Genomic DNA, 26,371 nt, shown 5'->3' on the forward strand with positions numbered 1-26,371 from the left:
GCTTCGGCATGAAGTTCAGCCTGATCAGCGTGCTGTTCCTGCTGCCGATGCTGGCGACCAACTATTACCTGGTGCGCGACTCGTGGCGTGAATACCAGGGCACCCGGGTCGAACTGCAGAGCCTCGACCTGCTCGGCAGCAGCCTGGCGTTGCGCCGCGATCTGGAAACCCTCAACAATCAGGTAGAAATCAATGCCACCCTCGGCCAGTCCGGAAAAGCAGCAGACCTGGAGACTAGGATCAGCGCCTTGGAAGCCAGTGTGGTGGAGCGCTTGCAAGGCTTGCGCGCCATCGCGACCCAGCCCGAGCAAGTTGCCGTCTTCGACAGTAAGCGCGATGAGCTGATCGCTGCGTTCAAGGCCCAGCAACAGGAAACTTCGTTGCTCAACAAAGCGGCGTTGATCGGCAAGTTACTCAACCAGGCCCAGATGTTCAGCCAGATCATTGCCAGCCAAGCCGGCTTGAGCCGTGATCCGCAAAGTGATCTGCGCCAGCTCAGCGACCTGGTCACCACCGTCACCCCTCAAGTCACCCAGGCCTTGGGCGAAGGCCGTGCGATGGGCGCGTACTCTCTGGGGCAGGGCTTCATCAATTCATCCTCCAGCACCCGTTTTGACGAACTGCTGCAGCAGCTGGAAAAACTCCACGGGGAATATGGCTTGAAGCTGCAGGACGCGTTGGGCGCCAGCCAGGCCGCGCATGCAGCCCTCGACGTTTCGGCGCAAGCCAGCCGGGCCAGCCTCAAGCAAGGCAGCGAGTTTTTTGAAGAGCAGGTGGTGATGGCCGAGACCCTCGATACGTCTTGGCAGGGTTTTTATGACGGCGTCAGCCAGTTGATGGCCAAGACCTATCAATTGGATGACGCCATCCTGGCGTTCCTCGGGCAGCAGTTGCAGCAACGCCTGGCGCAAAACCGCCTGCACATGGTGTTGCTGGTCACGGCCCTGGCGGCGGTGTTTGCGTTGATTTTCTATCTCTATGCCGGTTTCTTTGTCTCCACTCGCACCACCTTGCGCCGCCTGGGGGCGATGATGGACAAAGTGGCGGCAGGTGACATGACGGTCACCTTCGTTGCCCAAAGCCGCGACGAGCTGGGCGACTTGGGCCAGGTGTTCAATGGCACCGTGGCCAAGATTCATGACCTCATCGAGCGCGTTGGGCATACGGTCAGCCAGGTGGAGTTGCAGGCCGGCCAGGTGCAGGCGGTGTCGGCACAGAGTAACCAGGCGGTGTCCGGCCAGCGCAGCCAGATCGAACAAGTGGCGACCGCGATGAACCAGATGTCCGCCACTGCCCAAGAGGTGGCGCGCAGCGCGGCGGCGGCGGTCAGTAGTGCCCAGAGCGTCAATGATGAAACGGTCACCGGGCGTGCGCTGGTGCAATCCCAGCAAGGCGGCATCGCCCGCCTGGCGGCGGAGATTGACGAATCGGTGCGGGTGATCAACCAACTGGCTGCCGACAGCCAGTCCATCAGCAGCGTCCTGGAAGTGATCAAGAGCATTGCCGAGCAGACCAACCTGCTGGCGCTCAACGCGGCCATCGAAGCCGCGCGCGCCGGTGACCAAGGGCGTGGTTTTGCGGTGGTGGCCGACGAGGTGCGCACCCTGGCTCGGCGCACCCAGCACTCCACCGAGGAAATCGAGCAGATGATCAGCCGCTTGCACAGCGGCGTGGGCGCGGCGGTGAAGGCCATGGGCAGCAGCCATGAAATGGCGAATGGCACGGTGGGGCAGTCGGAAAAAGTCCAGCAAGCCTTGGAAAATATCCTGGGGGCAGTTGGGATGATCGTCGATCAGAACCAGCAAATCGCCGCTGCCGTGGAGCAGCAAACGGCGGTCGCCCACGACATCGACCAGAACATTGTCGAAATCAACCGTGCTGGCGAGCATGCAGCGCAAGGCGCCCAGCACACGGAAGCGGCCAGTCGACAACTGGCAACCCAGGTGGTTGAGTTGAAGCAATTGATTGGTGCGTTTCGGGTGTAGGTCGGTTCTGAAGGGCTGAACCACGGGGCCTGTGGCCCATGTCTTGATTTACCGATGCGTGTTTTATCGGGGCGTGAATAGGTGAAAATTTATGTCATCCGTCACGGTCACGAGGGGACAAAACGATGGCCGCCGCAATCGGTATCAGGGGGCATTGCGCCCAGTGCAACATGACGTTTGAACTCAAGCCTTGGCAACTGAACGCCATTGCCATCGATGTGCCGTTTGACTGTACGTATTGCCACTGCGGGTTGCAGTTGTGCTGCGCCAAGCAGTTGCGCCAGTTCAGGGCCGTGGACCAATGGGCGCTGGTGCGGCCGAGCATGATCATGCTGACGTGCGCGACCTTGCTGGTGGCCTTGGTCGCCGAGTGGCTGGGGCTGCTCAGTGTCAACGCACAGTTCAACATTTCACTGGTCGCGGTGTTGATCCATTTGCTGGTGGTGCGCTACGCCCGTCATCGTCAGACAATGACCTTGAACTTGCAGGCCATCAGTGCGCTACCAGTTGAACAGCTCGCACGCATTGCGTGTGCTCGCCTCAGCCAGCAATAGAGGGCTGATACCCATGCGCTCGGCCAGGGCCGTGCAGATGTCTGGCAGGTGCTGCGGGCTATTGCGCTGGTTGGGGTACATGGCCGGGGCCATATCCGGCGAGTCGGTTTCCAGCACCACGGCGTCGAGTGGCAACTGGGTCAGTACCCTGTGCATGCGCTTCGCCTGGGGCCAGGTGGCAGCGCCACCCAGGCCCAGTTTGAACCCGAGCTTGATGTACTCGCGTGCCTCTTCAACGCTGCCGGCGAACGCATGGATGATGCCGCCTCTGGGCAGGCGGATACGCTTTAAGGTGGCAATTACCGCGGCGTGGCTGCGGCGAACGTGGAGCAAGGCCGGCAGTTGGAAATCCACCGCGAGTTTCAGCTGGGTTTCAAATAGCGGTTGCTGGCGCTCGTGGTCCAACTGTTCCAGAAAGTAATCCAGGCCAATTTCGCCCACGGCGCACAGTTGCCGGTGGCCATGCAGGCGCGTCAACCAGTCACCCAGCTCCAGCAGGTCGGCGGGGCGATGCTCATCGAGATACACCGGGTGCAAGCCGAAGGCGGCGAACAAGCCTTCGTCCTGTTGCACCAAGTCCCATAGCCGCTGCCAATTTTTCTGGTACACCCCCAGCACCACCAGGCGCCGCACGCCGAGTTCACGGCTGTGGTCGAGGACGTGCGTGCGATCCTGGTCGAAGTCCTCGAAGTCCAGGTGCGTGTGGGTGTCGATCAGCTCCACGCTCAGGCCTCGTGGATACGCTGCTTGAAGGTCCGGCCAATCGCATGCACGCCGGGTTGGTACTGTTCTTCTTCAACGGCGGCCAGGGCCAGGCGCAGGGCGGTCTCGGCAATCAACTGATGTTGCTGGGCCATGGCGTTGACCGGCAGCGGGAGGAAATCCAGCAACTGGGTATCGCCGAAGGTGCCCAGGCGCAGGGGACGTGACTTGAGGGGGAAGTCATGCAGCGCATCAAACACGCCTTGCAGCAGTACGTAGGAGGTGGTTACCAGCGCGTCCGGCAAATGCCCCAGGCGTTGCAGCAGTTGCTCCATCAGCTCTCTGCCGCAGTCACGACTGAAGGCTTCGCCCTGTTCGATGATCACTTCGCCCGTAAAGCCTTGCAGCGCATCACGGAAACCGGCGGTACGTGCCTGGCTGATGCTCAGCTCGGGCCGTGCGCCGATCAGCGCGATCTGCTTGGGCAACGGTTGCAGCAGGCTGCTAGTGAGTTGCTGGCAGGCCTGGTGGTCGTCGCTGACCACGGAGCAGAACTGGTTCGGCTCCATCTCCCGGTCAATGGCAATCACCGGCAGCCCCTTGGCCTGCAGCTCGCGATAGCTGTCATCGCTGGCCGGCAGGCAACTGGCGACGAACAACGCATCGCAACGCCGCGCCCGGAACAGTTGCAGCAGTTGGCGCTCGCTCTCCGCTTCGTCATCGGAGCTGGCGATCAGTAACTGATATCCCCGCGCCCGCGCACCTTGTTCCAGCAGTTTGGCGATGCGTGCGTAGCTGGGGTTTTCCAGGTCTGGCAGGATGAACCCCAAGGTCCGCGTATGCCGGCTGCGCAGCCCCGCGGCTTGAGGGTTGGGGGTAAAGCCATGGGCTTGGACCACGGCACGCACACGCTCAACGGTGGCGTTGCTGATGCGCTGCTGTTCGGCCTTGCCGTTGATGACATAGCTGGCGGTGGTAACGGACACACCGGCCAGACGTGCGATATCACTGAGTTTCAAACCGGGATTTCCTTGTTTTTTGGCGCTCGCCCCGACATTTTGTCCAATCGTAACCGATTCCAGCATTCGACCAATGTGCCACAGCAAGCGCCGAGTGGCCCTTCAAGCTTGCGCAATTAACGCGTAATCTGCCATAAATTCTAGATTAAACGTTTCAGCAAGCGTATTTTTACGATGTTCGCCACTGAGTGACCACTGCCAATTGACCGCTCAGTCAGTTAATTTCGAACCTATTTACCTACAACAATACCTAGTGCGCCCGCCGCACTAACTAGGAGAACGGCATGCTTGAGCTCACTGTAGAGCAGATATCCATGGGCCAGGTGGCTGTGGATAAATCTGCTGCCTTGCACCTGCTCGCTGACAAACTGGTGGCCGATGGCCTGGTTGCCGAAGGTTATCTCAGTGGCCTGCAAGCCCGTGAAGCCCAAGGTTCGACCTTTCTCGGCCAAGGCATTGCTATCCCCCATGGCACGCCAGAAACCCGCGACCAGGTGTTTTCCACCGGTGTGCGCCTGCTGCAGTTCCCCGAAGGGGTGGACTGGGGCGATGGCCAGATCGTCTATCTGGCGATTGGCATCGCGGCTAAATCCGATGAACACCTGCGCCTGTTGCAACTGCTCACCCGTGCCCTCGGTGAAACCGACCTGGGCCAGGCGTTGCGCCGTGCCGGCAGTGCCGAAGCGCTGTTGAAACTGTTGCAAGGCGCGCCGCAGGAACTGGCGCTGGATGCGCAGATGATCAGCCTGGGCGTGTCGGCCGATGATTTTGAAGAGTTGGTGTGGCGCGGTGCGCGCCTGCTGCGCCAGGCCGACTGCGTGAGCAATGGCTTTGCCGCCGTATTGCAGCAGGTCGACGCGCTGCCCCTGGGCGATGGCCTGTGGTGGTTGCACAGCGAGCAGACGGTCAAGCGTCCGGGCCTGGCCTTTGTGACGCCGGACAAACCCATGCGTTACCTCGGCCAGCCCTTGCACGGCCTGTTCTGCCTGGCGAGCCTCGGTGAAGCGCACCAGACCCTGCTTGAACGCCTGTGTGCCTTGCTGATTGAAGGGCGCGGCCAGGAGTTGGGACGCGCCACCAGCAGCCGCGCGGTGCTGGAAGTGCTGGGCGGTGAACTGCCGCCGGACTGGCCCAGCGCCCGTATTACCCTGGCCAACGCCCACGGCCTGCACGCGCGCCCGGCCAAGATCCTGGCGCAATTGGCGAAAAGTTTTGATGGCGATATCCGCGTGCGCATCGTCGATGGCGCGGTGGGCGCCGTGTCGGTCAAAAGCCTGAGCAAGTTGCTCAGCCTCGGCGCACGTCGTGGCCAGGTGCTGGAGTTTGTGGCCGAGCCGACGGTGGCCGGCGATGCACTGCCCGCCCTCTTGGCCGCCGTGCAAGAGGGCCTTGGCGAAGAGGTCGAGCCCTTGCCCACGGTGAGCGCCCAGCCCGCACAGGTCGATATCGAACCGGTGCTCAGCGCGCCACTGAGCGGTAGCCAACTCCAGGCCATTGCCGCCGCGCCGGGTATCGCGATCGGCCCGGCTCATATCCAGGTGCCGCAGGTGTTCGATTACCCGCTACGGGGTGAATCCGCCGCCGCCGAACGCCAGCGCCTGCACACCGCTTTGAGCGACGTGCGCACGGATATCCAGGGCTTGATCGAGCGTAGCCAGGCCAAGGCCATCCGCGAGATTTTCATCACCCACCAGGAAATGCTCGACGACCCGGAACTGACCGACGAAGTCGACACCCGCCTCAAGCAGGGCGAAAGCGCCGAAGCCGCCTGGATGAGCGTGATCGAAGCCGCCGCCAAGCAACAGGAAGCCTTGCAGGATGCCTTGCTGGCCGAGCGTGCTGCCGACTTGCGCGACATCGGCCGCCGCGTGCTGGCCCAGTTGTGCGGCGTCCAGAGCGTGCAGGAACCGAGCGAGCCCTACATCCTGGTGATGGAAGAGGTCGGCCCTTCGGACGTGGCGCGCCTGGACCCGGCCCGCGTTGCCGGCATTCTCACCGCCCGGGGCGGCGCCACCGCTCACAGCGCCATTGTCGCCCGCGCCCTGGGCATTCCGGCCTTGGTCGGCGCTGGCGCTGCGGTGTTATTGCTCAACGCGGGCACGCCGCTGTTGCTCGATGGCCAGCGCGGCCGCCTGCATGTGGACCCCGACGCCGCCGCCCTGCAACGGGCCACCGTGGAGCGCGACAGCCGCGAACAGCGCTTGCAAGCCGCATCGGCCCAGCGCCATGAAGCGGCGCTGACCCGTGACGGCCACGCCGTGGAAGTGTTCGCCAACATTGGCGAAAGCGCCGGGGTGGCCAGCGCAGTGGAGCAGGGCGCCGAAGGCATTGGCCTGCTGCGCACCGAACTGATTTTCATGGCCCACCCCCAGGCGCCGGACGAGGCCACTCAGGAGGCCGAATACCGTCGCGTACTCGACGGCCTCAACGGTCGCCCGTTGGTGGTGCGCACCCTGGATGTGGGCGGCGACAAGCCTTTGCCCTATTGGCCGATCGCCGAAGAGGAAAACCCCTTTCTGGGTGTGCGCGGCATTCGCCTGACGTTGCAACGCCCGCAGATCATGGAAGCGCAACTGCGCGCATTGCTGCGTGCAGCAGACAACCGCCCGCTGCGCATCATGTTCCCCATGGTCGGCAGCGTGGATGAGTGGCGCGCCGCCCGGGACATGACCGAGCGCCTGCGCCTGGAGATCCCAGTGGCAGACCTGCAACTGGGGATCATGATCGAAGTGCCCTCAGCCGCGCTGCTGGCGCCGGTCCTCGCCAAGGAAGTCGACTTCTTCAGCGTCGGCACCAACGACCTGACCCAATACACCCTGGCCATCGACCGCGGCCACCCGACCCTGTCGGCCCAGGCCGATGGCTTGCACCCTGCAGTCCTGCAACTGATCGACATCACCGTGCGCGCCGCCCATGCCCACGGCAAATGGGTAGGCGTGTGCGGCGAGTTGGCGGCGGACCCGCTGGCGGTGCCGGTGCTGGTCGGCCTGGGCGTGGATGAGTTGAGCGTGTCGGCCCGCAGCATTCCTGAAGTGAAGGCGCGGGTGCGTGAATTCAGTCTGAGCGAGGCCCAGGGCCTGGCGCAACAAGCACTGGCGGTGGGTTCGCCCGCCGAAGTGCGTGCCCTAGTGGAGGCCGTGTAGATGGCGAATATTCTGACCCTGACGCTGAACCCGGCGTTGGACCTCACGGTACGCCTGGCGCACCTGCAACCCGGTGAGGTCAATCGCAGTGAAGCGATGCTCACCCACGCGGCCGGCAAGGGCGTGAATGTGGCGCAAGTGCTGGCTGACCTGGGCCATTACGTCAGCGTGGGCGGGTTCCTCGGCAGCGCCAACCCCCAGGCTTTCAATGCGCTGATCAAGCGCCGTGGGTTTGGCGATGCCTTCATCCGGGTTCCCGGCGAAACCCGGAGCAACATCAAGATTGCCGAACAGGATGGGCGTGTCACCGACATCAATGCACCGGGGCCGCTGGTGACTGAAGAGGCGCTAAAAGCGCTGCTCAAGATGGTCGCGATCATTGGCCCGGAGTTCGATGCGGTCGTGGTGGCCGGTAGCTTGCCGCGCGGCGTCAGCCCGCAGTGGTTTAAAGGTCTGCTGGAGGCGTTGAAGGACCTCGGTTTGAAAGTCGCCCTGGACACCAGCGGCGAAGCGCTGCGCCTGGGGTTGGAGGTTGGCCCGTGGCTGGTCAAACCCAATACCGAAGAGTTGGCCGAGGCCTTGGGTAACGCCACCGATGCCATCAGCCGCCTGCATCAGCAAGGCGTCGAACATGTGGTGGTCTCCGACGGGGCCGCAGGCGTGACCTGGTACCGCCCGGGTGCGGTGCTGCACGCCACGCCGCCCAAGGTGGTAGTGGCCAGTACCGTGGGTGCCGGTGACTCGCTGCTGGCCGGGATGCTCCACGGTTTGCTCAGTGGCGACACGCCGGAGCACACCTTGCGCCGGGCCACGGCGATTGCCGCAATGGCGGTGACACAGATCGGTTTTGGCATCAGCGATGACGCGCAGTTGGCGCATCTTGAAAGCGGCGTCGATGTGCGCACGCTGACAGAACAATAAGAGGGTTTGTGATGAAGTTAGCCATTGTTACCGCCTGCCCGAACGGCATGGTCACCAGTGTGCTGTGCGCCCGCTTGTTGGACGCCGCCGCCCAGCGCATGGGCTTGCACACCAGTGTTGAAGTCGTCGATGTGCAGCGTCCGGAGCGCCAGTTGTCCCAGGCGACGATTGATGATGCCGAGTGGGTGCTGTTGGTCAGCAGTACCCCGGTGGATATGCAGCGGTTTGTCGGCAAGCGTGTGTTCCAGAGCACGCCGGCCCAGGCGTTGGCGGATGTCGAAGGCGTACTGCGCCGGGGCGCCGAAGAAGCCCAGGTGTATGTCGCCGACGCCGCCCCGGTGGCGGCCAAGGCTGCGCCGCGTATCGTCGCGATTACCGCGTGCCCCACCGGTGTGGCCCACACGTTCATGGCCGCCGAAGCCTTGCAGCAGACTGCTCAGCGCCTGGGTTATGACCTGCAGGTCGAGACCCAGGGCTCGGTGGGCGCCCGCACCCCGTTGAGCTCGCAAGCGATTGCCGATGCCGATGTGGTGTTGCTCGCGGCGGATATCGAAGTGGCCACCGAGCGTTTCGCCGGCAAGAAGATTTACCGCTGTGGCACCGGCATTGCCCTCAAGCAATCCGAAGCCATCCTCAACAAAGCCCTGGCCGAAGGCGCGGTGGAAAGCGCGGCCGGCGGTGCACCGGCCAAGGCGGAGAAAACCGGCGTCTACAAACACCTGCTTACCGGCGTGTCGTATATGTTGCCGATGGTGGTGGCGGGGGGCTTGCTGATCGCCTTGTCGTTTGTGTTCGGCATCCATGCTTTCGAGCAGCCCGGCACCTTGGCGGCGGCGCTCAAATCCGTGGGTGACCAGGCGTTCCTGTTGATGGTGCCGCTGCTGGCGGGCTACATCGCCTACTCGATTGCCGACCGTCCTGGCCTTGCGCCCGGCATGATCGGCGGGCTGCTGGCGGGGACGCTGGGGGCTGGGTTTATCGGCGGCATCCTGGCCGGTTTCGTCGCCGGGTATTGCGTCAAGCTGATCAGCCGCACGGTGCAACTGCCTCAGAGCCTGGAAGCGCTCAAGCCGATCCTGATCATCCCGTTATTGGCGAGCCTGTTTACCGGCTTGGTGATGATCTACCTGGTGGGCCCACCGGTCGCCCGCTTGCTCACGGGCCTGACGGATTTCCTCAGCACCATGGGCACCACCAACGCGGTGCTCCTGGGCATTCTGCTCGGCGGCATGATGTGCGTGGACTTGGGTGGGCCGATCAACAAGGCGGCCTATGCGTTCTCGGTTGGCCTGCTGGCCGCGTCGAGCGGCGCGCCGATGGCCGCGACCATGGCCGCCGGCATGGTGCCGCCGATTGGCATGGGCATCGCCACGTTGCTGGCCCGGCGCAAGTTCGCCCAGACCGAGCGCGAGGCCGGCAAGGCGGCGATGATCCTGGGGCTGTGCTTTATCTCTGAAGGCGCGATTCCCTTCGCCGCCAAAGACCCGCTGCGCGTCATTCCGGCCAGCATCGCCGGTGGCGCGTTGACCGGTGCGCTGTCGATGTACTTCGGCTGCAAACTCGCCGCGCCCCATGGCGGGTTGTTTGTGCTGGTGATTCCGAATGCGATGAACCATGCGTTGTTGTACTTGTTGGCGATTGTGGCGGGCAGTGTGTTGACCGGTTTGGTGTATGCCGTGCTCAAGCGACCGGAAGCGGCCGAACTGGCCGTGACTGCCTGACACTGGCAGAAAATGTGGGAGCTGGCTTGCCTGCGATAGCCTCGACGGGGTTTGCCTGATACACCGAGGTGTTTGCATCGCAGGCAAGCCAGCTCCCACAGGTGAACTCGACCGTTCTGCTAATCGGTGTCACATGCGCTTCATCCCATCATGCTTTAGTGGCCCTTTTGATACTCAAGAGGGCACCTGCATGAGCCACTTCGATCTCGGTCGCCGCCGTGTGATGCAAGCCGTGGGCGCTGGCCTGTTGTTGCCGGGCCTGGCGCCGGCGGTGATCGCTTCGGTGAAGGACCGACCGCAACTCACTGACGGCGTGCAATCGGGCGACCTGCAGGGCGATCGCGCAATGATCTGGAGCCGCAGTGACCGTCCGGCGAAGATGGTGGTGGAGTGGGATACCCGCAGCGTGTTCAGCAACCCGCGCCGATTCGTCTCGCCCCTGGCCGACAGCCGCACCGACTTTACCGCCCGTGTCGAGCTCACCGGGCTGCCGGTCGACCAGGCGATTTTCTACCGCGTGCATTTCGAAGACGCCCAGACCGGCATTGCCAGTGAACCCTGGTTCGGCCACTTGCGTAGCGTGCCGCTACAGCGGCGTGATATCCGTTTTGTGTGGAGCGGCGACACCGTCGGCCAAGGCTTCGGCATCAACCCTGACATCGGTGGAATGCGCATCTATGAAGCCATGCGCTTGCGTCTGCCGGACTTTTTTATCCACAGCGGCGACACCATCTATGCCGACGGCCCGGTCCCCGCGCAGCTCACCACTGAAGGCGGGCGCATCTGGCGCAACATTACCACTGAAGCCAAAAGCAAAGTCGCGGAAACCCTCGATGAATATCGCGGTAATTACCGCTACAACCTGCTGGATGAAAACGTGCGCCGCTTCAATGCCGAGGTACCGCAGATCTGGCAGTGGGACGATCACGAGGTGATCAACAACTGGTCATCGAGCAAGCAGTTGGATGAGCGTTACCAGACCCGCGACATCAATACCTTGGTGGGCCGTGCCCGCCAGGCCTGGCTGGAATATTCACCCATGCGCCGACAGAGCGCCGACGGTGGCGGGCGCATTTATCGCAAGCTCAGTTATGGGCCGCTGCTGGATGTGTTTGTGTTGGATATGCGCAGCAATCGTGGGCCGAATGATGACAACCTGGGCGCGGAAAAACCCTTTCTCGGGCGGGAACAGTTGGACTGGCTCAAACGCGGGCTCAAGGCCTCGCAAGCGCAGTGGAAGGTGGTCGCCGCCGACATGCCCATCGGTCTGGGCGTGCCCGACGGTGAAGTCAGCCCCGGCGTGGCGCGTTGGGAAGCGATCGCCAATGGCGACCCTGGCCCGGCGCAAGGGCGTGAGCTGGAGATCGCCGAACTGCTGGGGTTCCTGCATGAGCACAAGGTGCGCAACCACGTGTGGCTGACGGCCGATGTGCATTACTGTGCAGCGCATCACTATCACCCTGACCGTGCGACGTTCCAGGATTTCGAGCCGTTCTGGGAGTTTGTGGCAGGGCCGTTGAATGCTGGGAGTTTCGGGCCCAACCCACTGGATAAAACCTTTGGCCCGCACGTGGTGTTCCAGAAGGCGCCACCGGCGCAGAATACCTCGCCGTTTGCGGGCTTTCAGTTTTTTGGTGAAGTGCAGATAGATGGGCAGACGGCGGAGTTGACGGTGATGCTGCGGGACTTGGACGGGGTTTCAGTGTTCGAGCAAAAACTGCAACCGGCCTGATCGTTCCCACGCTCTGCGTGGGAACGCATCCTGTGACGCTCCGCGTCACGCCGTCAAGAGCGGACGCGGAGCGTCCAGGGCGGCATTCCCACGCGGAGCGTGGGAACGATCAAATATCAATAGACATCCCTGCGATAGCGACCCTGTTCGATCAGGCGCTCCAGCGCCTCATTGCCCAAGATGTCTTTCAGTGCCTGATCCACCCCCGTCGCCATCCCCTGCAAGCTGCCACACACATAAATCGCTGCGCCGTCCGCGAGCCATTTGCGCAGCACATCCGCTGACTCGCGCAGGCGATCCTGTACGTAGATCTTCTCCTCTTGATCGCGGGAAAATGCCAGGTCCAGCAGGGCCAGGTCTCCACTGGCGAGCCAGCCTTGCAGTTCGTCCTGGCACAGGTAGTCGTGGGCGATATTGCGCTCGCCGAACAGCAGCCAGTTTCGCTGCTGGCCGTCGGCAATGCGTGCTTTGAGCAAGCTGCGCAGGCCCGCAAGCCCGGTGCCGTTGCCCAGCAGAATCAGTGGCACAGGCGCGTCGGGCAAATGGAAGCCGCTGTTGCGCCGCAGGCGCAGGCTGATGGCCGAGCCGAGGGCGGCGTGTTCAGTCAGCCAGCCGGAGCCAAGCCCCAGGCTGCCGTCGGGGTGGCGTTCCTGGCGCACAATCAACTCCAGCACGCCGTCGCTGGCAATCGAGGCGATGGAGTATTCGCGCATGCCCAGGGGGACCAGCGCGTCCACCAATGCCTGGGCGTGCAGGCCGACCAGGTGCGTGCGGTTTTCCGGCAGTTGGCGCGTGGCCAGGGCTTGATCAAGGGTGTGGGCCACGCCGTCGATCACCACACCGTCGCTGCCGACCAAGCCCAGGCCGGCCAGGAAGTGTTCGATGGCCCAGGGGCAATTGCGCGGCAGGACTTCCACCAGGTCGCCGGCCAGCCAGCTGTGCGCAGACGTGGATGTGAGGCCCAGCAGGTAGACGGGCGAGCCGACACTGTCGGGGTTGAGCAGGGTGCGTTGGCTCAGGGTCCAGTTTTCGTACTGGGCCGTCGGCCAGGCCGCTGCCGGCGCATGCCCGGTGAGCTGGCCCAGTTGCTGTTGCCAGGTCTGCAGCGCCAGTGTATCGCCGCTGTCGACTTCCACCGGGGCAAACAGCGGGGTGCCGCCCTGGTTGGTCAGCCAGAAATGCAGGCGCCGGGCAAAGCCGCAAAAATGTTCGTACTGCCGGTCACCCAGGGCCAGCACCGAGTAGTTCAAGCCTGTGAGGGGCAGCGCTTGGCCGAGCACGCTGCGCTCGAACCCGCGGGCGCTGTCGGGGGCTTCGCCGTCGCCAAAGGTACTGACCACAAACAGCGCGTTCTGTGATTGGCTGAGGTCGTCGCGGCTGACACTGCCCAGGGGCTGCACCTTCACCGCCAGGCCCGCAGCCTGCAGTTGCCCGGCCGTTTGCCAGGCCAGTTGTTCGGCAAAGCCGCTCTGGCTGGCGAAGCCGATCAGCCAGGCCGGGGCATTGCTGTGGTTATCTGTCAAACCTTTGCGGGCATCGCGAACCTGGCGCTTTTTGCGGCGTCGGTCGAGGTACAGCAGCCAGCCCGTGATGAAAAACAGCGGCATAAGCAGTGAGCTGACGGTGAGGACGATGCGCCCGACCAGGCCGAAATAGCTGCCGGTGTGCAGCGCATACACACTGGTCAGCAACTGCGCCTTGAGGCTTTTGCTGGCGTAGCGCTCGTGGGATTTGACCTCGCCGGTGGCCGGGTCCAGGTTGATCTGGTTCAGCGCACGGTCATGGGGCGATGAAGTGAGCAGGTAATACACGGTGGCCGGTTGCCCGGCGACCGCGGGCATCCGAATGTTGTAGGCGCTCAAGTCGGGGCCGGCGTTGCTGTAGATGCTGCTCCAGATTGCGTCATAGTTGGCCACCGGAGCCGGGCCGGTGGGGGCTGGGCCGCGCTTGCGCATGCGTTCGTTCTGCGGCGCGTCGGACAGCAGTTTGGTCACGCCACGGTTGTACCAGTCGTAGGACCAATACAGCCCGGTCAGCGCTGCCAACAGATAAAACAGCAGGCACCAGGTGCCGAATACCGAGTGCAGGTCCCAATTGAAGCTGCGGCCCTTTTTGCGCCAGTCCAGGGTCAGCCAGACACGCCAGCTTTTCACCTGGCGCGGCCAGCGCAGGTACAGGCCGGAGAGGCAGAAGAACAGCAGGATCAGGGTGCAGGCGCCGGTGATATTGCGCCCGGTATCGCCGATGGCGAGGAAGCGGTGCAGTTGCAGGATAAAACCGAACAGGTCCTGGCCGACCGCGTCGCCCAGGTAGTCGCCGGTGTACGGGTCAAAGTAGCGCATCTGGCCACGGCGCTCGCCCGGTGGCGGTGTGAAGGACACGCGGCCGGCGTTGCCGCTCTCGCTTTCTACCCACAGCATGGCCACGGTCTTGCCTTCGGCCGCTTCCAATTTGCGTACCAGCTCGGCGGGCGGCAGTACACCGGCCTCGCGTTTCTGCACGCTCAACACGGTGGGGTTGAGCGCCCGCAGGATCTCGTCCTGGAACGAGTACGCGGCCCCGGTGACCCCCATCAAGGCCAGCACCAGCCCGGCCGTGATGCCGAAGAACCAATGCAACTGGAACAGGGTTTTCTTCAACACGTCGGAGCGCCTCGCTTAGCTGGATATCTGATCACGGCGCGCATTATGCCGTGAGTTGCCGGGAAACACGCAAAAGCCCCACGCATCCGATGTGTGGGGCTCCTGGCTGAACCTTGACCGCTTTTAGAAGTGGAAGCTGGTGGTCAACAACGCCGTACGACCGGCCGCCTGGTTGGCGAAATGCGTGGAGAAGGCCTTGTCGTAGTAGGTCTTGTCGGTAAGGTTCTGCACGTTCAATTGCAGGTCGACGTTCTTGGTCAGCTTGTAGCTGGCCATGGCGTCGTAGCGGGTGTAGGAGGGTACATACACCGTGTTGCCGACATCACCGTAAACCTCATCGACGTAGAAGGCGCCGCCGCCGATGGTCAGCTTGGGCGTGATCTCGTAGGTGGTCCACAGGCTGAAGGAGTTCTTCGGCGTGTTGGGCATTTGGTTGCCTTTGTTGGAGCCGGCACTGACTACGCCGTTACGCCCGTTGAGGCCGGATTTGACCAGTTCGCTGTCCAGATAGCTGTAGCCCGCAAACACCTGCCATTGTTCGGTGATTTTGCCGCTGGCAGACAACTCGATGCCGTCGACCTGAGATTCCCCGGCGTTCTGGTAGGTGAGCGCATCCACCAGGATGCGGGTGTTTTTCTTCTCGGTGCGGAACACGGCTGCGGTCAGGGACAGGCGGTCGTGGAACAGGTCCCACTTGGTGCCCAGTTCGTAGTTGACGGTTTCTTCTGGCTGCAAGTCGCTGGTGGCGGCACCGGCAGACAGCGGGTTGCCGTCGGATCCTTCGCCTACCAGGCCACCGGCTGGCGTGGCCGATGTGGCGTAAGAGGCGTAGATGCTGGCGTTCTCCACCGGCTTCCACACCAGGCCGGCCTGCCAGTTGAAGAACTGACTGTCGTCCTTGATCTTGGTGCGCCCAGCGACGGCGTTGGTGTTGGCTTCGGTGTCAAAGGTGTCGTAGCGCAACCCCACGTTCAGCAGCCATTTAGGATCGAGCTCGATGGTGTCGAACACGTACGCGGCGCGGCTGGTGGCCTTGGTGTTGGTACCGTTGTAGTTGCGCGCGATGCTGCCGTTCCAGGCGTCGTCGGGGTTCGGGTTGCTCAGTGAGGTGCACTGGCCGCCCAGGCTGCCCTTGGCCGTTGTGCACACCGGGTTGGCGTTAGGGCTGACGGTGTAGCCGCTGACACGGGTTTCTTCGCCGGTAAATTCCAGGCCGGTGGAGTAAGTGTGCTTGAAGCCCAAGGCCTGGAAGCTGCCAAACAGATCGGTCTGGTTGGTGGTTGTGGTCGTGGTCGAGACACGGCTGTTGGCGCGACGCCAGACGGTGCCGTAGCGGTTGACGTTGAACTTGCTGTCATCCGGCTGAGTGAGCACATAGTCCTGGCCGGTGCTGCCGTGGCGCAGGGTGTTCTTGAGCGTCATGTTGTCGTTCAAGTCGTGTTCGATGGAGAACGTGCTGATGTCCGCACGGGTCTTGCGGAAGTCACGGCTTTTCAAACCGTAGAAGTTGTTGCTGTCGCCACCGTCGTTGGGTTTGTCATGCACGTGGGCTGTGGCGGTCGACGAACCGTAGCCGTAGGGAATCCCCGAATCCGGCAGGTCATCACTTTCCATATGGTAGTAGCTGAGGTTGACACGGGTTGGCGTGCCCAAGCCGAAAGTCAGCGACGGCGCCACGCCCCAACGGTCGTAATTCACCGCATCGCGGCCAGCCACGTTTTGTTCATGGCTCATCAGGTTCAGGCGGAATGCCGCGCTGTCGTCCAGGAACTGGCGGTTCACGTCGAGCACGTAGCGGCGGGTCTGATCGGAGCCGTAGGTAAAGCCGCCGTTAGTGAAGTCCCGCGCTTGCGGGGTCTTGCTCACCAGGTTGAGGCTGCCACCGGCCGAGCCACGGCCGCCGAACGAGGAGTTCGGGCCTTTGCTGACTTCGATGGATTCGATGTCGAAGATCTCGCGGCTCTGGCCACCGGTATCGCGTACGCCATCGAGGTAGGTATCGCCCTGGGCGTCGAAACCACGGATGAACGGGCGGTCGCCCTGAGGGTTGCCACCTTCACCGGCGCCGAAGGTGATACCCGGTACGGTGCGCAAGGCGTCCTGCAGCGAGGTGGCGGCGGTGTCCTTGAGTACTTGTTGCGGCACCACAGTGACCGAGCGCGGCGTGTCCACCAGCGGCGCGGTGTACTTCTGCGACGAGGCTTTCTCCACCTGGTAGGAGGTGTTGTCCGGCTCTTGGCCGGTGATGTTGGTGGCGCCGAGGGAGATAGGGTTGCGCTCGCCTGTTGGCTCGGTATTTTCAGCGGCCTGTGCCAGGTGGGCGGCGGAGCCGGCACTCAGGGCAACGCCAATGGCGGAGGCCAGCATGCGTGGCGAACTGGCCGGTATTTTTAGAATAGTGCGCGACATGACGTGTCCCTTCCCCAAGGATGTGAGGCCGCGGAATATAGGGCCAACAAGACTTTGTATCAATTGCGAGATATTGCTATTCGCATCAAATTTACATTCTTTACACTTTTTTGTTACGGATTTTGCGCTCTCGTTCGTCCCTGTATTTTACAGAGAGGATAAGAATCAATACCATTGACACCTCTCTGATCGCAGGTATTGCCCCATGTTGCTGCACATTCCCGGCCTGTTCTCTCGCGAGGAGGTGCTGCGCATTCGCCAGGCCCTGGAAGAGACCGAATGGGCTGACGGCAAAATCACCGCCGGTCACCAGTCGGCCAAGGCCAAGCACAACCTGCAATTGCCTGAAGGTCACCCGTTGGCCAAGGAAATTGGCGCAGCCATGCTGGAGCGGTTGTGGTGCAACCCGCTGTTTATGTCGGCCGCGCTGCCGCATAAAGTCTTCCCGCCACTGCTCAACTGCTACACCGCTGGCGGCAGTTTTGACTTTCATATCGACAATGCGGTGCGCCAGCCCAAAGGCAGCCACGAGCGCGTGCGCACCGACCTGTCGTCCACGCTGTTCTTCAGCGATCCCGACGAGTACGACGGCGGCGAACTGGAGATTCAGGATACGTTCGGCCTGCAGCGGGTCAAGCTACCCGCCGGCGACATGGTGCTGTACCCCGGCTCCAGCCTGCACAAAGTCAACGCGGTGACCCGTGGCGCGCGCTATGCCTCGTTCTTCTGGACCCAAAGCCTGGTGCGCGAAGACAGCCAGCGCACCTTGCTGTTTGAAATGGACGGCGCGATCCAGCAACTGACCCGCGACGTCCCCGACCACCCTGCGCTGATCCAGCTCACCGGCACCTACCACAACCTGTTGCGCCGCTGGGTCGAGGTCTGAGCATGGGTTTTTTATTGCGCCGCGAAGAAGTGCTCAATGTCGAACAATTGCAGAGCATGCTCGATGACTCCCCGGTGCGCGCCGCCCAGGCCATCCTGATCGCCGCCAAGGCCGGTGTGGTCGAGGCCCAGGCCCTGCTCGGGCAAATCTTGCTGGAAGGGCGCGGCATTGCCCGCGATGAGGCCCTGGCGCTGCGCTGGTTCCAGATTGCCGCGCAGGGCGGGCACCTGATGGCGCGCAATATGATCGGGCGTTGCCGGGAGCATGGTTGGGGCTGCGCTGTCGATGAAGCCGCCGCAGCACGGGAATATCGCCTGGCGGCACACGCCGGGTTGGATTGGGGGCAGTACAACTACGCCAACCTCTTGGCTACCGGCCGTGGCGTTGTTGAAGACCAGGCGCAAGCACTGGCGCTGTATCGCCAGGCTGCCGAACAGGGCCATGCCAAGTCGATGAACCTGCTCGGGCGTTACCTGGAAGACGGGCAGCATTGCCCCAAGGATGTTGAGGCGGCCGTTGAGTGGTACCGCCGCTCAGCCGAGGCAGGTGATTTTCGTGGGCAGTTCAGCCATGCGGCGGTGCTGGCCGACAGCGGCCAGATCGACGCGGCGCTGGAATGGTTGCACAAGGCGCTGGCAGGCGGGAATCTCAAGTTTCTGCAAACGGCACACAAGGCGCTGGCACGGGCGGATGACCCGCGAATTCGCGCCATGGCCGAGTTGTACCGGCAACGAGCTACGAGCTGATCGTTCCCACGCTCCGCGTGGGAATGCCGCCCTGGACGCTCCGCGTCCGCACTTGAGCGCGTAACGCAGAGCGTCACAGGAGGCGTTCCCACGCAGAGCGTGGGAACGATCGGGGGTGGGGTTAAACGTAGAAGGATTTTAGCGGCGGGAACCCATTGAACTCCACCGCGCTGTAGCTGGTGGTGTAGGCACCGGTCGACAACCAGTACAGACGATCACCAATGGCCAGGTTCAACGGCAGGCCGTACTTGTAGTTTTCGTACATGATATCGGCGCTGTCGCAGGTCGGGCCGGCGATGACCACTTCTTCCATCTCGCCTTTCTTCTCGGTCCAGATCGGGAACTTGATGGCTTCGTCCATGGTTTCGATCAGGCCGGAGAACTTGCCCACATCCGTGTACACCCAGCGCTCGACGGCGGTACGGGACTTGCGCGCCACCAGCACCACTTCGCTGACCAGGATACCGGCGTTGGCGATCAACGAACGGCCAGGTTCCAGGATGATTTCCGGCAGGTCGTCACCGAAGTCTTCTTTAAGGAAACGGATGATTTCTTCGGCGTAGGTTTCCAGGCTGTTGGTGCGGGTGATGTAGTTGGCCGGGAAGCCGCCGCCCATGTTGATCAGCTTCAGGTGGATGCCGTCTTCTTCTTTGAGGCGTTCGAAGATCACCTTGACCTTGGCGATGGCTGCGTCCCACACGCTGATGTCGCGCTGTTGCGAGCCGACGTGGAACGAGATGCCGTAAGGCACCAGGCCCAGGTCGCGGGCGAGGATCAGCAGGTCCATGGCCATGTCGGTCTGGCAGCCGAATTTACGCGACAACGGCCAGTCAGCAGTGGTCGAGCCTTCGGTGAGGATACGCACATACACTTTCGAACCCGGCGCAGCCTTGGCGATGTTGCGCAGGTCGGCTTCGGAGTCGGTGGAGAACAGGCGCACGCCCTTCTCATAGAAATAGCGGATGTCCTTGGATTTCTTGATGGTGTTGCCGTAGCTGATACGGTCGGCGCTGACGCCGCGGTCCATGACCTTGTCCAGCTCATAGATCGAGGCGATGTCGAAGCTCGAACCCTTGTCTTTCAACAGGTCGATGATCTCAACGGCCGGGTTGGCCTTGACGGCGTAATACACCTTGGCGAATTCGAAACCGGCGCGCAGGTCGTCGTAGGCCTGGCTGATCATCGCGGTGTCGATCACCACGAACGGGGTTTCTTGCTTGTCGGCGAACGCCTTCATTTTGTCAAAAGTGGCGCGCGCGAAATAATCTTCGACGTTGATCGACATGCTGGGAACTCCTAAGGGCAAACTAATTTGATCAATGGGTGCAAATGAACGTCCTCCGTATCCCCACTTTGGTTCGCCTACTTCCCAAGGCATGTCGCCGAAAGCAAAAAGGCCATGGGGTAAGCTGCCCTTGGCCTTGCTGTCTCGTCGTCAGTACTTGAGCCGGATGGATCGTTTCCAGCATGGACGTTCGGCGCGAACTTTAGGGCTTGGCGGGCGTGGGATCAACTAAAAATGTCGCGTTTTTGCACGCGTTCGTCGCGCGGCCGCGTAAAGCTACTTATGTAACCGACCGGTGTGACGGATTGATGTTCCCCGGATGGGGCCAATCAGATGGATTTGCGGTGTATTCATCGCAGGCAAGCCAGCTCCCACATTTGAACTGCATTCTTATGCTGGAATGCATTCCCCTGTGGGAGCTGGCTTGCCTGCGATAGCGATCTATCAAGCCAAAGCAGTTTCGGCAGGCGAGACAATGCTGGTCTTGCCGCCACGGGATTTACCGGAACTCAGGTACTCGGCAATCGACTCCTGGGTCACTTCACCCAGGAACACGCGCTCGGCATCCATCACCGGCAACCACGAACGGTTGAACTCGTACATGCGCGACAGCAGGATGCGTAAATGCTCGTCGTACGCCGCCGTGGCGTTGAACTCGCGCAGGTACTGGCCGCAGGTGCCGGCCTGGCGGTGCAGGTCGCGGCGGCGTACATACCCCAGCGCCTTGTTTTCGGCGCAGGTGACCACCACGTAGCGGCGGTCATGCTCGTCCATCAATTCCAGCGCATCGGCCACGGGTGTTTCCGGGCTCACCGACGGGGCGTTGTCCGCCGCGTCTTCGGCTTTTACCAGCAGCAGGCGCTTGAGGGTGCTGTCCTGGCCCACGAAATTGCTGACGAACTCGTCGGCCGGGTGCGCCAGCAGCGTGTCCGGGTGGTCGATCTGCAGCAGCTTGCCGGCGCGGAAGATGGCGATCTTGTCACCCAGCTTGATGGCTTCGTCGATGTCATGGCTGACCATGATCACGGTCTTGTTCAGCGCGCGCTGCATCTCGAAGAATTCGTTCTGGATCATCTCGCGGTTGATCGGGTCGACCGCGCCGAACGGCTCGTCCATCAGTAGCAGCGGCGCATCCGCCGCCAGGGCGCGGATCACTCCGATGCGCTGTTGCTGCCCACCCGACAATTCACGCGGGTAGCGATGCAGGTACTGCTTGGGCTCCAGCTTGATCATGCTCATCAACTCGCGGGCGCGGTCGTGGCATTTCTGCTTGTCCCAGCCGAGCAGCTTGGGCACCACCACGATGTTCTCTTCGATGGTCATGTTGGGGAACAGGCCGATCTGCTGGATCACGTAGCCGATGTTGCGACGCAAGGTCACCTCGTCGAGGTCGGTGGTGTCTTCGCCGTTGATCAAAATCTTGCCCGAGGAGGGCTTGATCAGTCGGTTGATCATTTTCAGCGTAGTGCTCTTACCGCAGCCCGAGGGCCCCAGGAACACGCAAATCTCGCCTTCGTTGACGGTCAGGCTCACATCGTTGACGGCGGTGACCGTCTTGCCGTTGCTTTGAAAAGTCTTGGACAGGTTTTGAAGTTCGATCATTTGAGCAATCCTTTTGGAGTCAGCGAGCGTTGCAGCCATTGCAGAAGCAGGTCGGCGAAGATGGCCAGGAGACTGACCAGCACGGCGCCGACGATCAGCATCGACATATCGCTGCGGCTGATGGAAGCCAGAATAAGTACACCCAGGCCACCGGCACCGATGGTGGCGGCGATGGTCATCACACCGATATTCATCACCACGGCGGTACGCACGCCAGCGAGAATCACCGGCACCGCAATCGGCAGTTCGACCATGCGCAGGCGCTGGCCGAAGGTCATGCCGATGCCGCGTGCGGCTTCGCGAATGCCTGGCTCAACGCCGGTGAGGGCCAGGTAGGTGTTACGCATGATTGGCAGCAGGGAGTAAAGGAACACGGCGGTGATCGCCGGCATTGGCCCCAGGCCCTGGCCGAACTTGGAGTAGAACGGCAGCAGCAGGCCGAACAGTGCGATGGATGGCACGGTCAGCAACACTGTGGCGCTGGCTTGCAACGGGCCGGCCAGGGTCGGGAAGCGCGTCATCAGAATGCCCAGGGGCACGCCGATGAAGATCGCGAGGATCACGGCGATGCCGACCAGGGTGATGTGCTGCCAGGTCAGGTGCAGGACCTGGGCCCAATCAAGATGGGAAAAGGCGTTCAAAAATTCCATGTCTTCTCCTTTTTAGTTGATTGGATGTTGGCGCAGGAAATCGGCGGCAACGGCGGACGGGCTTTCATGGTCGACGTCGACCCGTGCATTGAGCTGACGCATGGTTTCATCGTCGAACAGGTTGGCCAAAGGCCTGAGTTCGGCGGCCAGTTGCGGGTGTTTGTCGAGGTATTCCTGGCGGATCACCGGGGCTGCGGTGTAATCCGGGAAGTAGTGCTTGTCGTCTTCGAGCAGCTTCAACTTAAAGGCGTTGAGGCGCCCGTCGGTGGTGTAGACCAGTCCGGCAAACACCTGGCCATTACGCAGGGCGGTGTAGACCAGGCCCGCGTCCATCTGCCGGGTGTTTTTGCGCGTCAGGTTCATGTCGTACAGCTTGACCATGCCCGCCAGGCCGTCGGAGCGGTTGGCGAACTCGGTGTCCAGGGCGACCAGGCGCTGTTCCTTGATGTCCTCGGCCATGGCTTTGGTGAGATCGCTGATGCTGTTGATCTCGGGATGTTCCTCAGCAACTTTCTCCGGCAGTGCCAGGGCGTAGGTGTTGCTGAAACGCGACGGCGACAGCCAGACCAAGCCTTTTTTCGCATCGAGTTCTTTGACCCGAGCGTAGGACTGTTCGCTGTCGAGTTTCTCGTCGATATGGTTGTAGGCCACCAGCGACACGCCGGTGTATTCCCAGATCAGATCCAGTTGCCCGCTTTCCTGGGCGCTACGCGCCAGGTTGCTGCCCAGTCCGCCGGTCACACGGGCGTCGTAGCCCTTGGTGCGCAGGTACTGGGAGGTGATTTCGGCGAGCAGGGTCTGCTCGGTGAACACCCTGGCGCCAATGCGGATCACAGGTTTTTCAGCGGCTTGCGCAATACCTGCAAACAGCAGGGCGCAGCCTAATATCAAGCTCAGTTTTTTCATGTGAATTCCTTTACCGGGCCTTAAGACGGGCGCAACCCGCGTTCCAGCCAGAGGCGGCTGGCCATGGTCACCAGGCCATCAAGCAGCAATGCCAGCAGCGCGGTACACGCGGCGCCGAGCAACAGTTGCGGCTGGTTGTTCAGGGCGATGCCAGGGAAAATCAGGCTGCCCAGGCTGTTGGCGCCAATCAGGAACGCCAGCGGTGCGGTACCGACGTTGATCGCCAGGGCCACGCGCACACCGCCGATGATGATCGGCACGGCGTTGGGCAGCTCCACGCGAAACAGCACCTGGCGCGGGGTCATGCCGATGCCGGTGGCGGCTTCCTTGAGGGAGCCCTGAACGTTTTTCAGGCCTTCGTAGGTGTTACGTACGATGGGCAGGAGCGAGGCGAGGAACAGCGCGAAGATGGCCGGGCCGCTGCCGATGCCGAGGACGCCGAGGGCGATGGCCAGTACGGCCAGGGGAGGGACGGTGTTGCCGATGTTGAAGATCTGCATGAAACGTTCTGCGCGCCCGACCATGTTGGGTCGGCTGAGCAGGATACCGGCGGGGATGCCCACAATCAGGGCCGCCAGCATGGAGACTAAAACCAGAATCAGATGAGCTTGCAGGTAAAACAACAAATCGTCGCGGTACAGTTCGATCGTGTTGATGCCGATCCAGTGGACCAGCAGGGCCAGGAGAGCGACGACAACCACTGCTCCTATCAGCCCTTTGCCATAGCGAATAGCCACAGGCGGACTCCTTTTTTTCTTTTGTCGGCGAACACATTTCCGAGCGGCAATGCCATTCCTGGCTGCCTCTGATGAGTTCGCGAAAAGCAGCTCGCCGATACTGGCAATGCAGTATGCGATCGAGCCATAAGCGCAGCCTCGTCAGGCTAACTTGCTGATTTTTCAGCCCCTGTTCCGAGTGCGGTAGCAGGGGAGTGGACGTCTCGACCTTTTAAAAGGTTCCACACTTGGGCGCATTTAGCCACCCCCAATGGGCTCAACGGTGGTCCGTACCCTCGCGTTTGCGCTATACTCGCCGCCCTTTTTTGACTCACCTGCCAGGCGATTTCCCATGACCCACCAGGCCGCCGAAGTCGCGAAACGCCGCACTTTCGCCATTATTTCCCACCCCGATGCCGGTAAAACCACCATCACCGAAAAGCTGTTGCTGATGGGCAAGGCGATCGCGGTAGCCGGCACGGTGAAATCGCGCAAATCCGACCGCCATGCCACCTCCGACTGGATGGAAATGGAAAAGCAACGGGGTATTTCCATTACCACGTCGGTAATGCAGTTCCCCTATCGCGAGCACATGATCAACCTGCTCGACACCCCAGGGCACGAAGACTTCTCCGAAGATACCTACCGCACCCTCACCGCGGTGGACTCGGCGCTGATGGTCCTCGACGGCGGTAAAGGCGTCGAGCCACGTACCATCGCGCTGATGGACGTGTGCCGTCTGCGTGACACGCCGATTGTCAGTTTCATCAACAAACTCGACCGCGATATCCGCGACCCCATCGAGCTGCTGGATGAAATCGAAGCCGTCCTGAAGATCAAGGCCGCGCCGATCACCTGGCCGATTGGTTGCTACCGCGACTTCAAGGGCGTGTACCACCTGGCCGACGACTACATCATTGTCTACACCGCCGGCCACGGCCATGAACGCACCGAAACCAAGATCATTGAAAAGCTAGACTCCGACGAAGCCCGCGCCCACTTGGGTGACGAGTACGACCGTTTCGTCGACCAACTGGAACTGGTGCAGGGCGCCTGCCATGAGTTCAACCAGCAGGAGTTCCTCGACGGCCAGTTGACCCCGGTGTTCTTCGGTACCGCCCTGGGCAACTTCGGCGTCGACCACGTACTGGACGCCGTCGTGGACTGGGCTCCGCGCCCGCTGGCCCGCGTCGCCAACGAGCGCACCGTGGAGCCGGTGGAAGAGAAATTCACCGGCTTCGTATTCAAGATCCAGGCGAACATGGACCCCAAGCACCGCGACCGTATCGCCTTCATGCGTATCTGCTCCGGCCGCTACGAAAAAGGCATGAAGATGCGCCACGTGCGCACCGGCAAGGACGTACGCATCGGCGACGCCCTGACGTTCTTCTCCTCCGAGCGTGAACAGCTCGAAGAAGCCTACGCCGGCGACATCATCGGTTTGCATAACCACGGCACCATCCAGATCGGCGACACCTTCACCGAAGGCGAAGCGCTGGGCTTCACCGGTATCCCGCACTTCGCCCCGGAACTGTTCCGCCGCGTGCGCCTGCGTGATCCGCTCAAATCCAAGCAACTGCGCCAGGGCTTGCAGCAATTGGCCGAAGAGGGCGCCACCCAGGTGTTCTTCCCCGAGCGCAGCAACGACATCATCCTCGGCGCGGTGGGTGTGCTGCAGTTCGACGTGGTCGCCAGCCGCTTGAAAGAGGAATACAAGGTGGAGTGCTCCTACGAGCCGATCACCGTGTATTCGGCGCGCTGGATTGATTGCAGCGATAAGAAGAAGTTGGAAGAGTTCTCCAACAAGGCCGTGGAAAACCTGGCGATCGACGGCGGTGGTCACCTGACCTACCTGGCCCCGACCCGGGTCAACCTGGCGCTGATGGAAGAGCGTTGGCCGGATGTGAAATTCCGCGCGACCCGCGAACACCACTAAGGTCTGGGCGGGTGAAAGAGGGGCGAAGCTGTGATGGCTTCGCCCCTTTTTATTGGCTTCAACTACCCTGGGTCTGGTCTCTATAAGGTTGGAAATTGGCGATAACCCTGCATTGGGTCTAGCTTTCACACAGTGACTGTGAAGGAGAGCACCGTGCGAAATGTTCGATTCGCCATCCATCTGGTGTTGCTGGCAAGCCTGGGAGCGACGACCTTTCCGACTTTTGCCGATACCGGCGCGCCCCAATGGAAAGACACCGGTCCGGTCAGCAAGAAAAAGGCCAATGAGGTCAACTCCGGCAGTTGGCAGCCCCAGGTCCAACCGGCGCCCAAGGAGGATCAGGAGAACCCCTATAACGAAGGGGAAGCCAGTGAAACCTATGACGACGGCGAGACCTGAGGCCTGGCGTAAATCCAGAATCGCGACTAGCGTCTACGCGGGTGGCGGCAAGTTATTGCCGGCAGAATTCATCTATTGACTGGACGGAATCGACCATGGGTATTGTTCAACGCGTAGTGCTATTGATGAAGGTGCTGGTGCTGTTGTCGTTGGGGATGTCGACGGCCTGGGCGCACGCCCCGGTGCATGGCCCAGAGATGGTGGCGAGTAGCCAGATTTCGGACTTGCAGTTGGCCAAGTCCGAAGCGGAGCCCGGCGATAAAGGCCAGGGTGGCAGCGAAGACGATGACGACTCGACCACCGACGAGCCTGACAGCGACGACGCAGACGAAGGCGATAGCCAGACGTAGGCTCGCCAAGGGGGAGCGTTTCAAACAATCAATGCCTTGGAAGGGACCCCCAAGGCATTTTTATTGG

Annotated in this window: 20 protein-coding genes; 11 read left to right on the forward strand and 9 right to left on the reverse strand. The window is 61.9% G+C overall.

What is annotated here, in order from left to right; genetic code table 11:
- Nucleotides 1–1,280: 1,280 nt before the first annotated feature.
- Together AC07S6_RS13065 and AC07S6_RS13070 are read left to right on the forward strand one after the other, a co-directional pair.
- Nucleotides 1,281–1,985: a methyl-accepting chemotaxis protein gene (locus tag AC07S6_RS13065; RefSeq protein ID WP_371264140.1), complete on the forward strand. Its 705-nt coding sequence runs from the start codon at nt 1,281–1,283 to the stop codon at nt 1,983–1,985.
- A 125-nt stretch (nt 1,986–2,110) separates the two neighbouring features.
- Entirely contained in the window at nt 2,111–2,539 is a 429-nt protein-coding gene (locus AC07S6_RS13070; protein ID WP_197880109.1) for a hypothetical protein, read from the forward strand.
- On the opposite strand, the gene AC07S6_RS13075 is transcribed toward AC07S6_RS13070, so the two are convergent.
- Both AC07S6_RS13075 and cra read right to left on the reverse strand, forming a co-directional pair.
- Nucleotides 2,486–3,262, reverse strand: a complete 777-nt coding sequence (locus AC07S6_RS13075; protein ID WP_197880110.1) for a TatD family hydrolase — start codon at nt 3,260–3,262, stop codon at nt 2,486–2,488. The genes AC07S6_RS13070 and AC07S6_RS13075 overlap by 54 nt on opposite strands.
- Before the next feature lie 2 nt (nt 3,263–3,264).
- Entirely contained in the window at nt 3,265–4,260 is a 996-nt protein-coding gene (gene cra / locus AC07S6_RS13080; RefSeq protein ID WP_057976816.1) for a catabolite repressor/activator, read from the reverse strand.
- Nucleotides 4,261–4,544: 284 nt separating this feature from the next.
- Here cra and ptsP point away from each other — a divergent pair, with 284 nt between their 5' ends.
- The 4 genes from ptsP to AC07S6_RS13100 all read left to right on the forward strand — a co-directional run bounded on the left by ptsP (nt 4,545) and on the right by AC07S6_RS13100 (nt 11,777).
- Nucleotides 4,545–7,403, forward strand: a complete 2,859-nt coding sequence (gene ptsP, locus AC07S6_RS13085) for a phosphoenolpyruvate--protein phosphotransferase (RefSeq protein ID WP_495112454.1) — start codon at nt 4,545–4,547, stop codon at nt 7,401–7,403.
- Nucleotides 7,404–8,324, forward strand: coding sequence for a 1-phosphofructokinase (gene pfkB / locus AC07S6_RS13090; RefSeq protein ID WP_490615500.1), 921 nt, complete (start codon nt 7,404–7,406; stop codon nt 8,322–8,324).
- Between the two features lie 11 nt (nt 8,325–8,335).
- Nucleotides 8,336–10,045: a PTS fructose-like transporter subunit IIB gene (locus tag AC07S6_RS13095; protein WP_073843081.1), complete on the forward strand. Its 1,710-nt coding sequence runs from the start codon at nt 8,336–8,338 to the stop codon at nt 10,043–10,045.
- A gap of 190 nt (nt 10,046–10,235) precedes the next feature.
- Nucleotides 10,236–11,777: an alkaline phosphatase D family protein gene (locus tag AC07S6_RS13100; RefSeq protein WP_495112455.1), complete on the forward strand. Its 1,542-nt coding sequence runs from the start codon at nt 10,236–10,238 to the stop codon at nt 11,775–11,777.
- A gap of 116 nt (nt 11,778–11,893) precedes the next feature.
- Here AC07S6_RS13100 and AC07S6_RS13105 read toward each other — a convergent pair whose 3' ends face one another.
- Both AC07S6_RS13105 and AC07S6_RS13110 read right to left on the reverse strand, forming a co-directional pair.
- Nucleotides 11,894–14,419 (reverse strand): PepSY domain-containing protein, encoded by a 2,526-nt coding sequence (locus AC07S6_RS13105; protein ID WP_495112456.1) that lies wholly within the window; start codon nt 14,417–14,419, stop codon nt 11,894–11,896.
- Between the two features lie 123 nt (nt 14,420–14,542).
- On the reverse strand, nt 14,543–16,828 hold the full coding sequence (locus tag AC07S6_RS13110) for a TonB-dependent receptor (RefSeq protein WP_495112457.1): 2,286 nt from the start codon (nt 16,826–16,828) through the stop codon (nt 14,543–14,545).
- Nucleotides 16,829–17,033: 205 nt separating this feature from the next.
- Between AC07S6_RS13110 and AC07S6_RS13115 the strand changes: the two genes are divergently transcribed.
- Both AC07S6_RS13115 and AC07S6_RS13120 read left to right on the forward strand, forming a co-directional pair.
- Entirely contained in the window at nt 17,034–17,714 is a 681-nt protein-coding gene (locus tag AC07S6_RS13115) for a Fe2+-dependent dioxygenase (protein WP_495112458.1), read from the forward strand.
- 2 nt (nt 17,715–17,716) lie between these two features.
- Nucleotides 17,717–18,460: a tetratricopeptide repeat protein gene (locus AC07S6_RS13120; protein ID WP_054919361.1), complete on the forward strand. Its 744-nt coding sequence runs from the start codon at nt 17,717–17,719 to the stop codon at nt 18,458–18,460.
- Between the two features lie 121 nt (nt 18,461–18,581).
- Here AC07S6_RS13120 and AC07S6_RS13125 read toward each other — a convergent pair whose 3' ends face one another.
- The 5 genes from AC07S6_RS13125 to AC07S6_RS13145 all read right to left on the reverse strand — a co-directional run bounded on the left by AC07S6_RS13125 (nt 18,582) and on the right by AC07S6_RS13145 (nt 23,640).
- A complete protein-coding gene (locus tag AC07S6_RS13125; RefSeq protein WP_014716890.1) occupies nt 18,582–19,745 on the reverse strand; it encodes a type III PLP-dependent enzyme in 1,164 nt (387 codons plus the stop codon).
- Between the two features lie 444 nt (nt 19,746–20,189).
- Complete coding sequence (locus tag AC07S6_RS13130; RefSeq protein ID WP_057726113.1) at nt 20,190–21,347, reverse strand: osmoprotectant ABC transporter ATP-binding protein OsmV; 1,158 nt, start codon at nt 21,345–21,347, stop codon at nt 20,190–20,192.
- On the reverse strand, nt 21,344–21,997 hold the full coding sequence (locus AC07S6_RS13135; protein ID WP_003188473.1) for an ABC transporter permease: 654 nt from the start codon (nt 21,995–21,997) through the stop codon (nt 21,344–21,346). The genes AC07S6_RS13130 and AC07S6_RS13135 overlap by 4 nt, the downstream gene beginning before the upstream one ends.
- 12 nt (nt 21,998–22,009) lie before the next feature.
- Nucleotides 22,010–22,903: a glycine betaine ABC transporter substrate-binding protein gene (locus AC07S6_RS13140; RefSeq protein ID WP_495112459.1), complete on the reverse strand. Its 894-nt coding sequence runs from the start codon at nt 22,901–22,903 to the stop codon at nt 22,010–22,012.
- A 20-nt stretch (nt 22,904–22,923) separates the two neighbouring features.
- Complete coding sequence (locus tag AC07S6_RS13145) at nt 22,924–23,640, reverse strand: ABC transporter permease (protein ID WP_003188475.1); 717 nt, start codon at nt 23,638–23,640, stop codon at nt 22,924–22,926.
- A 331-nt stretch (nt 23,641–23,971) separates the two neighbouring features.
- Between AC07S6_RS13145 and AC07S6_RS13150 the strand changes: the two genes are divergently transcribed.
- The 3 genes from AC07S6_RS13150 (at nt 23,972) to AC07S6_RS13160 (ending at nt 26,304) form a co-directional block, all read left to right on the forward strand.
- On the forward strand, nt 23,972–25,555 hold the full coding sequence (locus tag AC07S6_RS13150) for a peptide chain release factor 3 (protein WP_034126275.1): 1,584 nt from the start codon (nt 23,972–23,974) through the stop codon (nt 25,553–25,555).
- A gap of 153 nt (nt 25,556–25,708) precedes the next feature.
- Nucleotides 25,709–25,954, forward strand: a complete 246-nt coding sequence (locus AC07S6_RS13155; RefSeq protein WP_072447037.1) for a hypothetical protein — start codon at nt 25,709–25,711, stop codon at nt 25,952–25,954.
- A gap of 95 nt (nt 25,955–26,049) precedes the next feature.
- On the forward strand, nt 26,050–26,304 hold the full coding sequence (locus AC07S6_RS13160) for a hypothetical protein (protein WP_072447040.1): 255 nt from the start codon (nt 26,050–26,052) through the stop codon (nt 26,302–26,304).
- Nucleotides 26,305–26,371 lie beyond the last annotated feature (67 nt).

Source organism: Pseudomonas sp. GW821-FHT07B01, assembly GCF_059419065.1.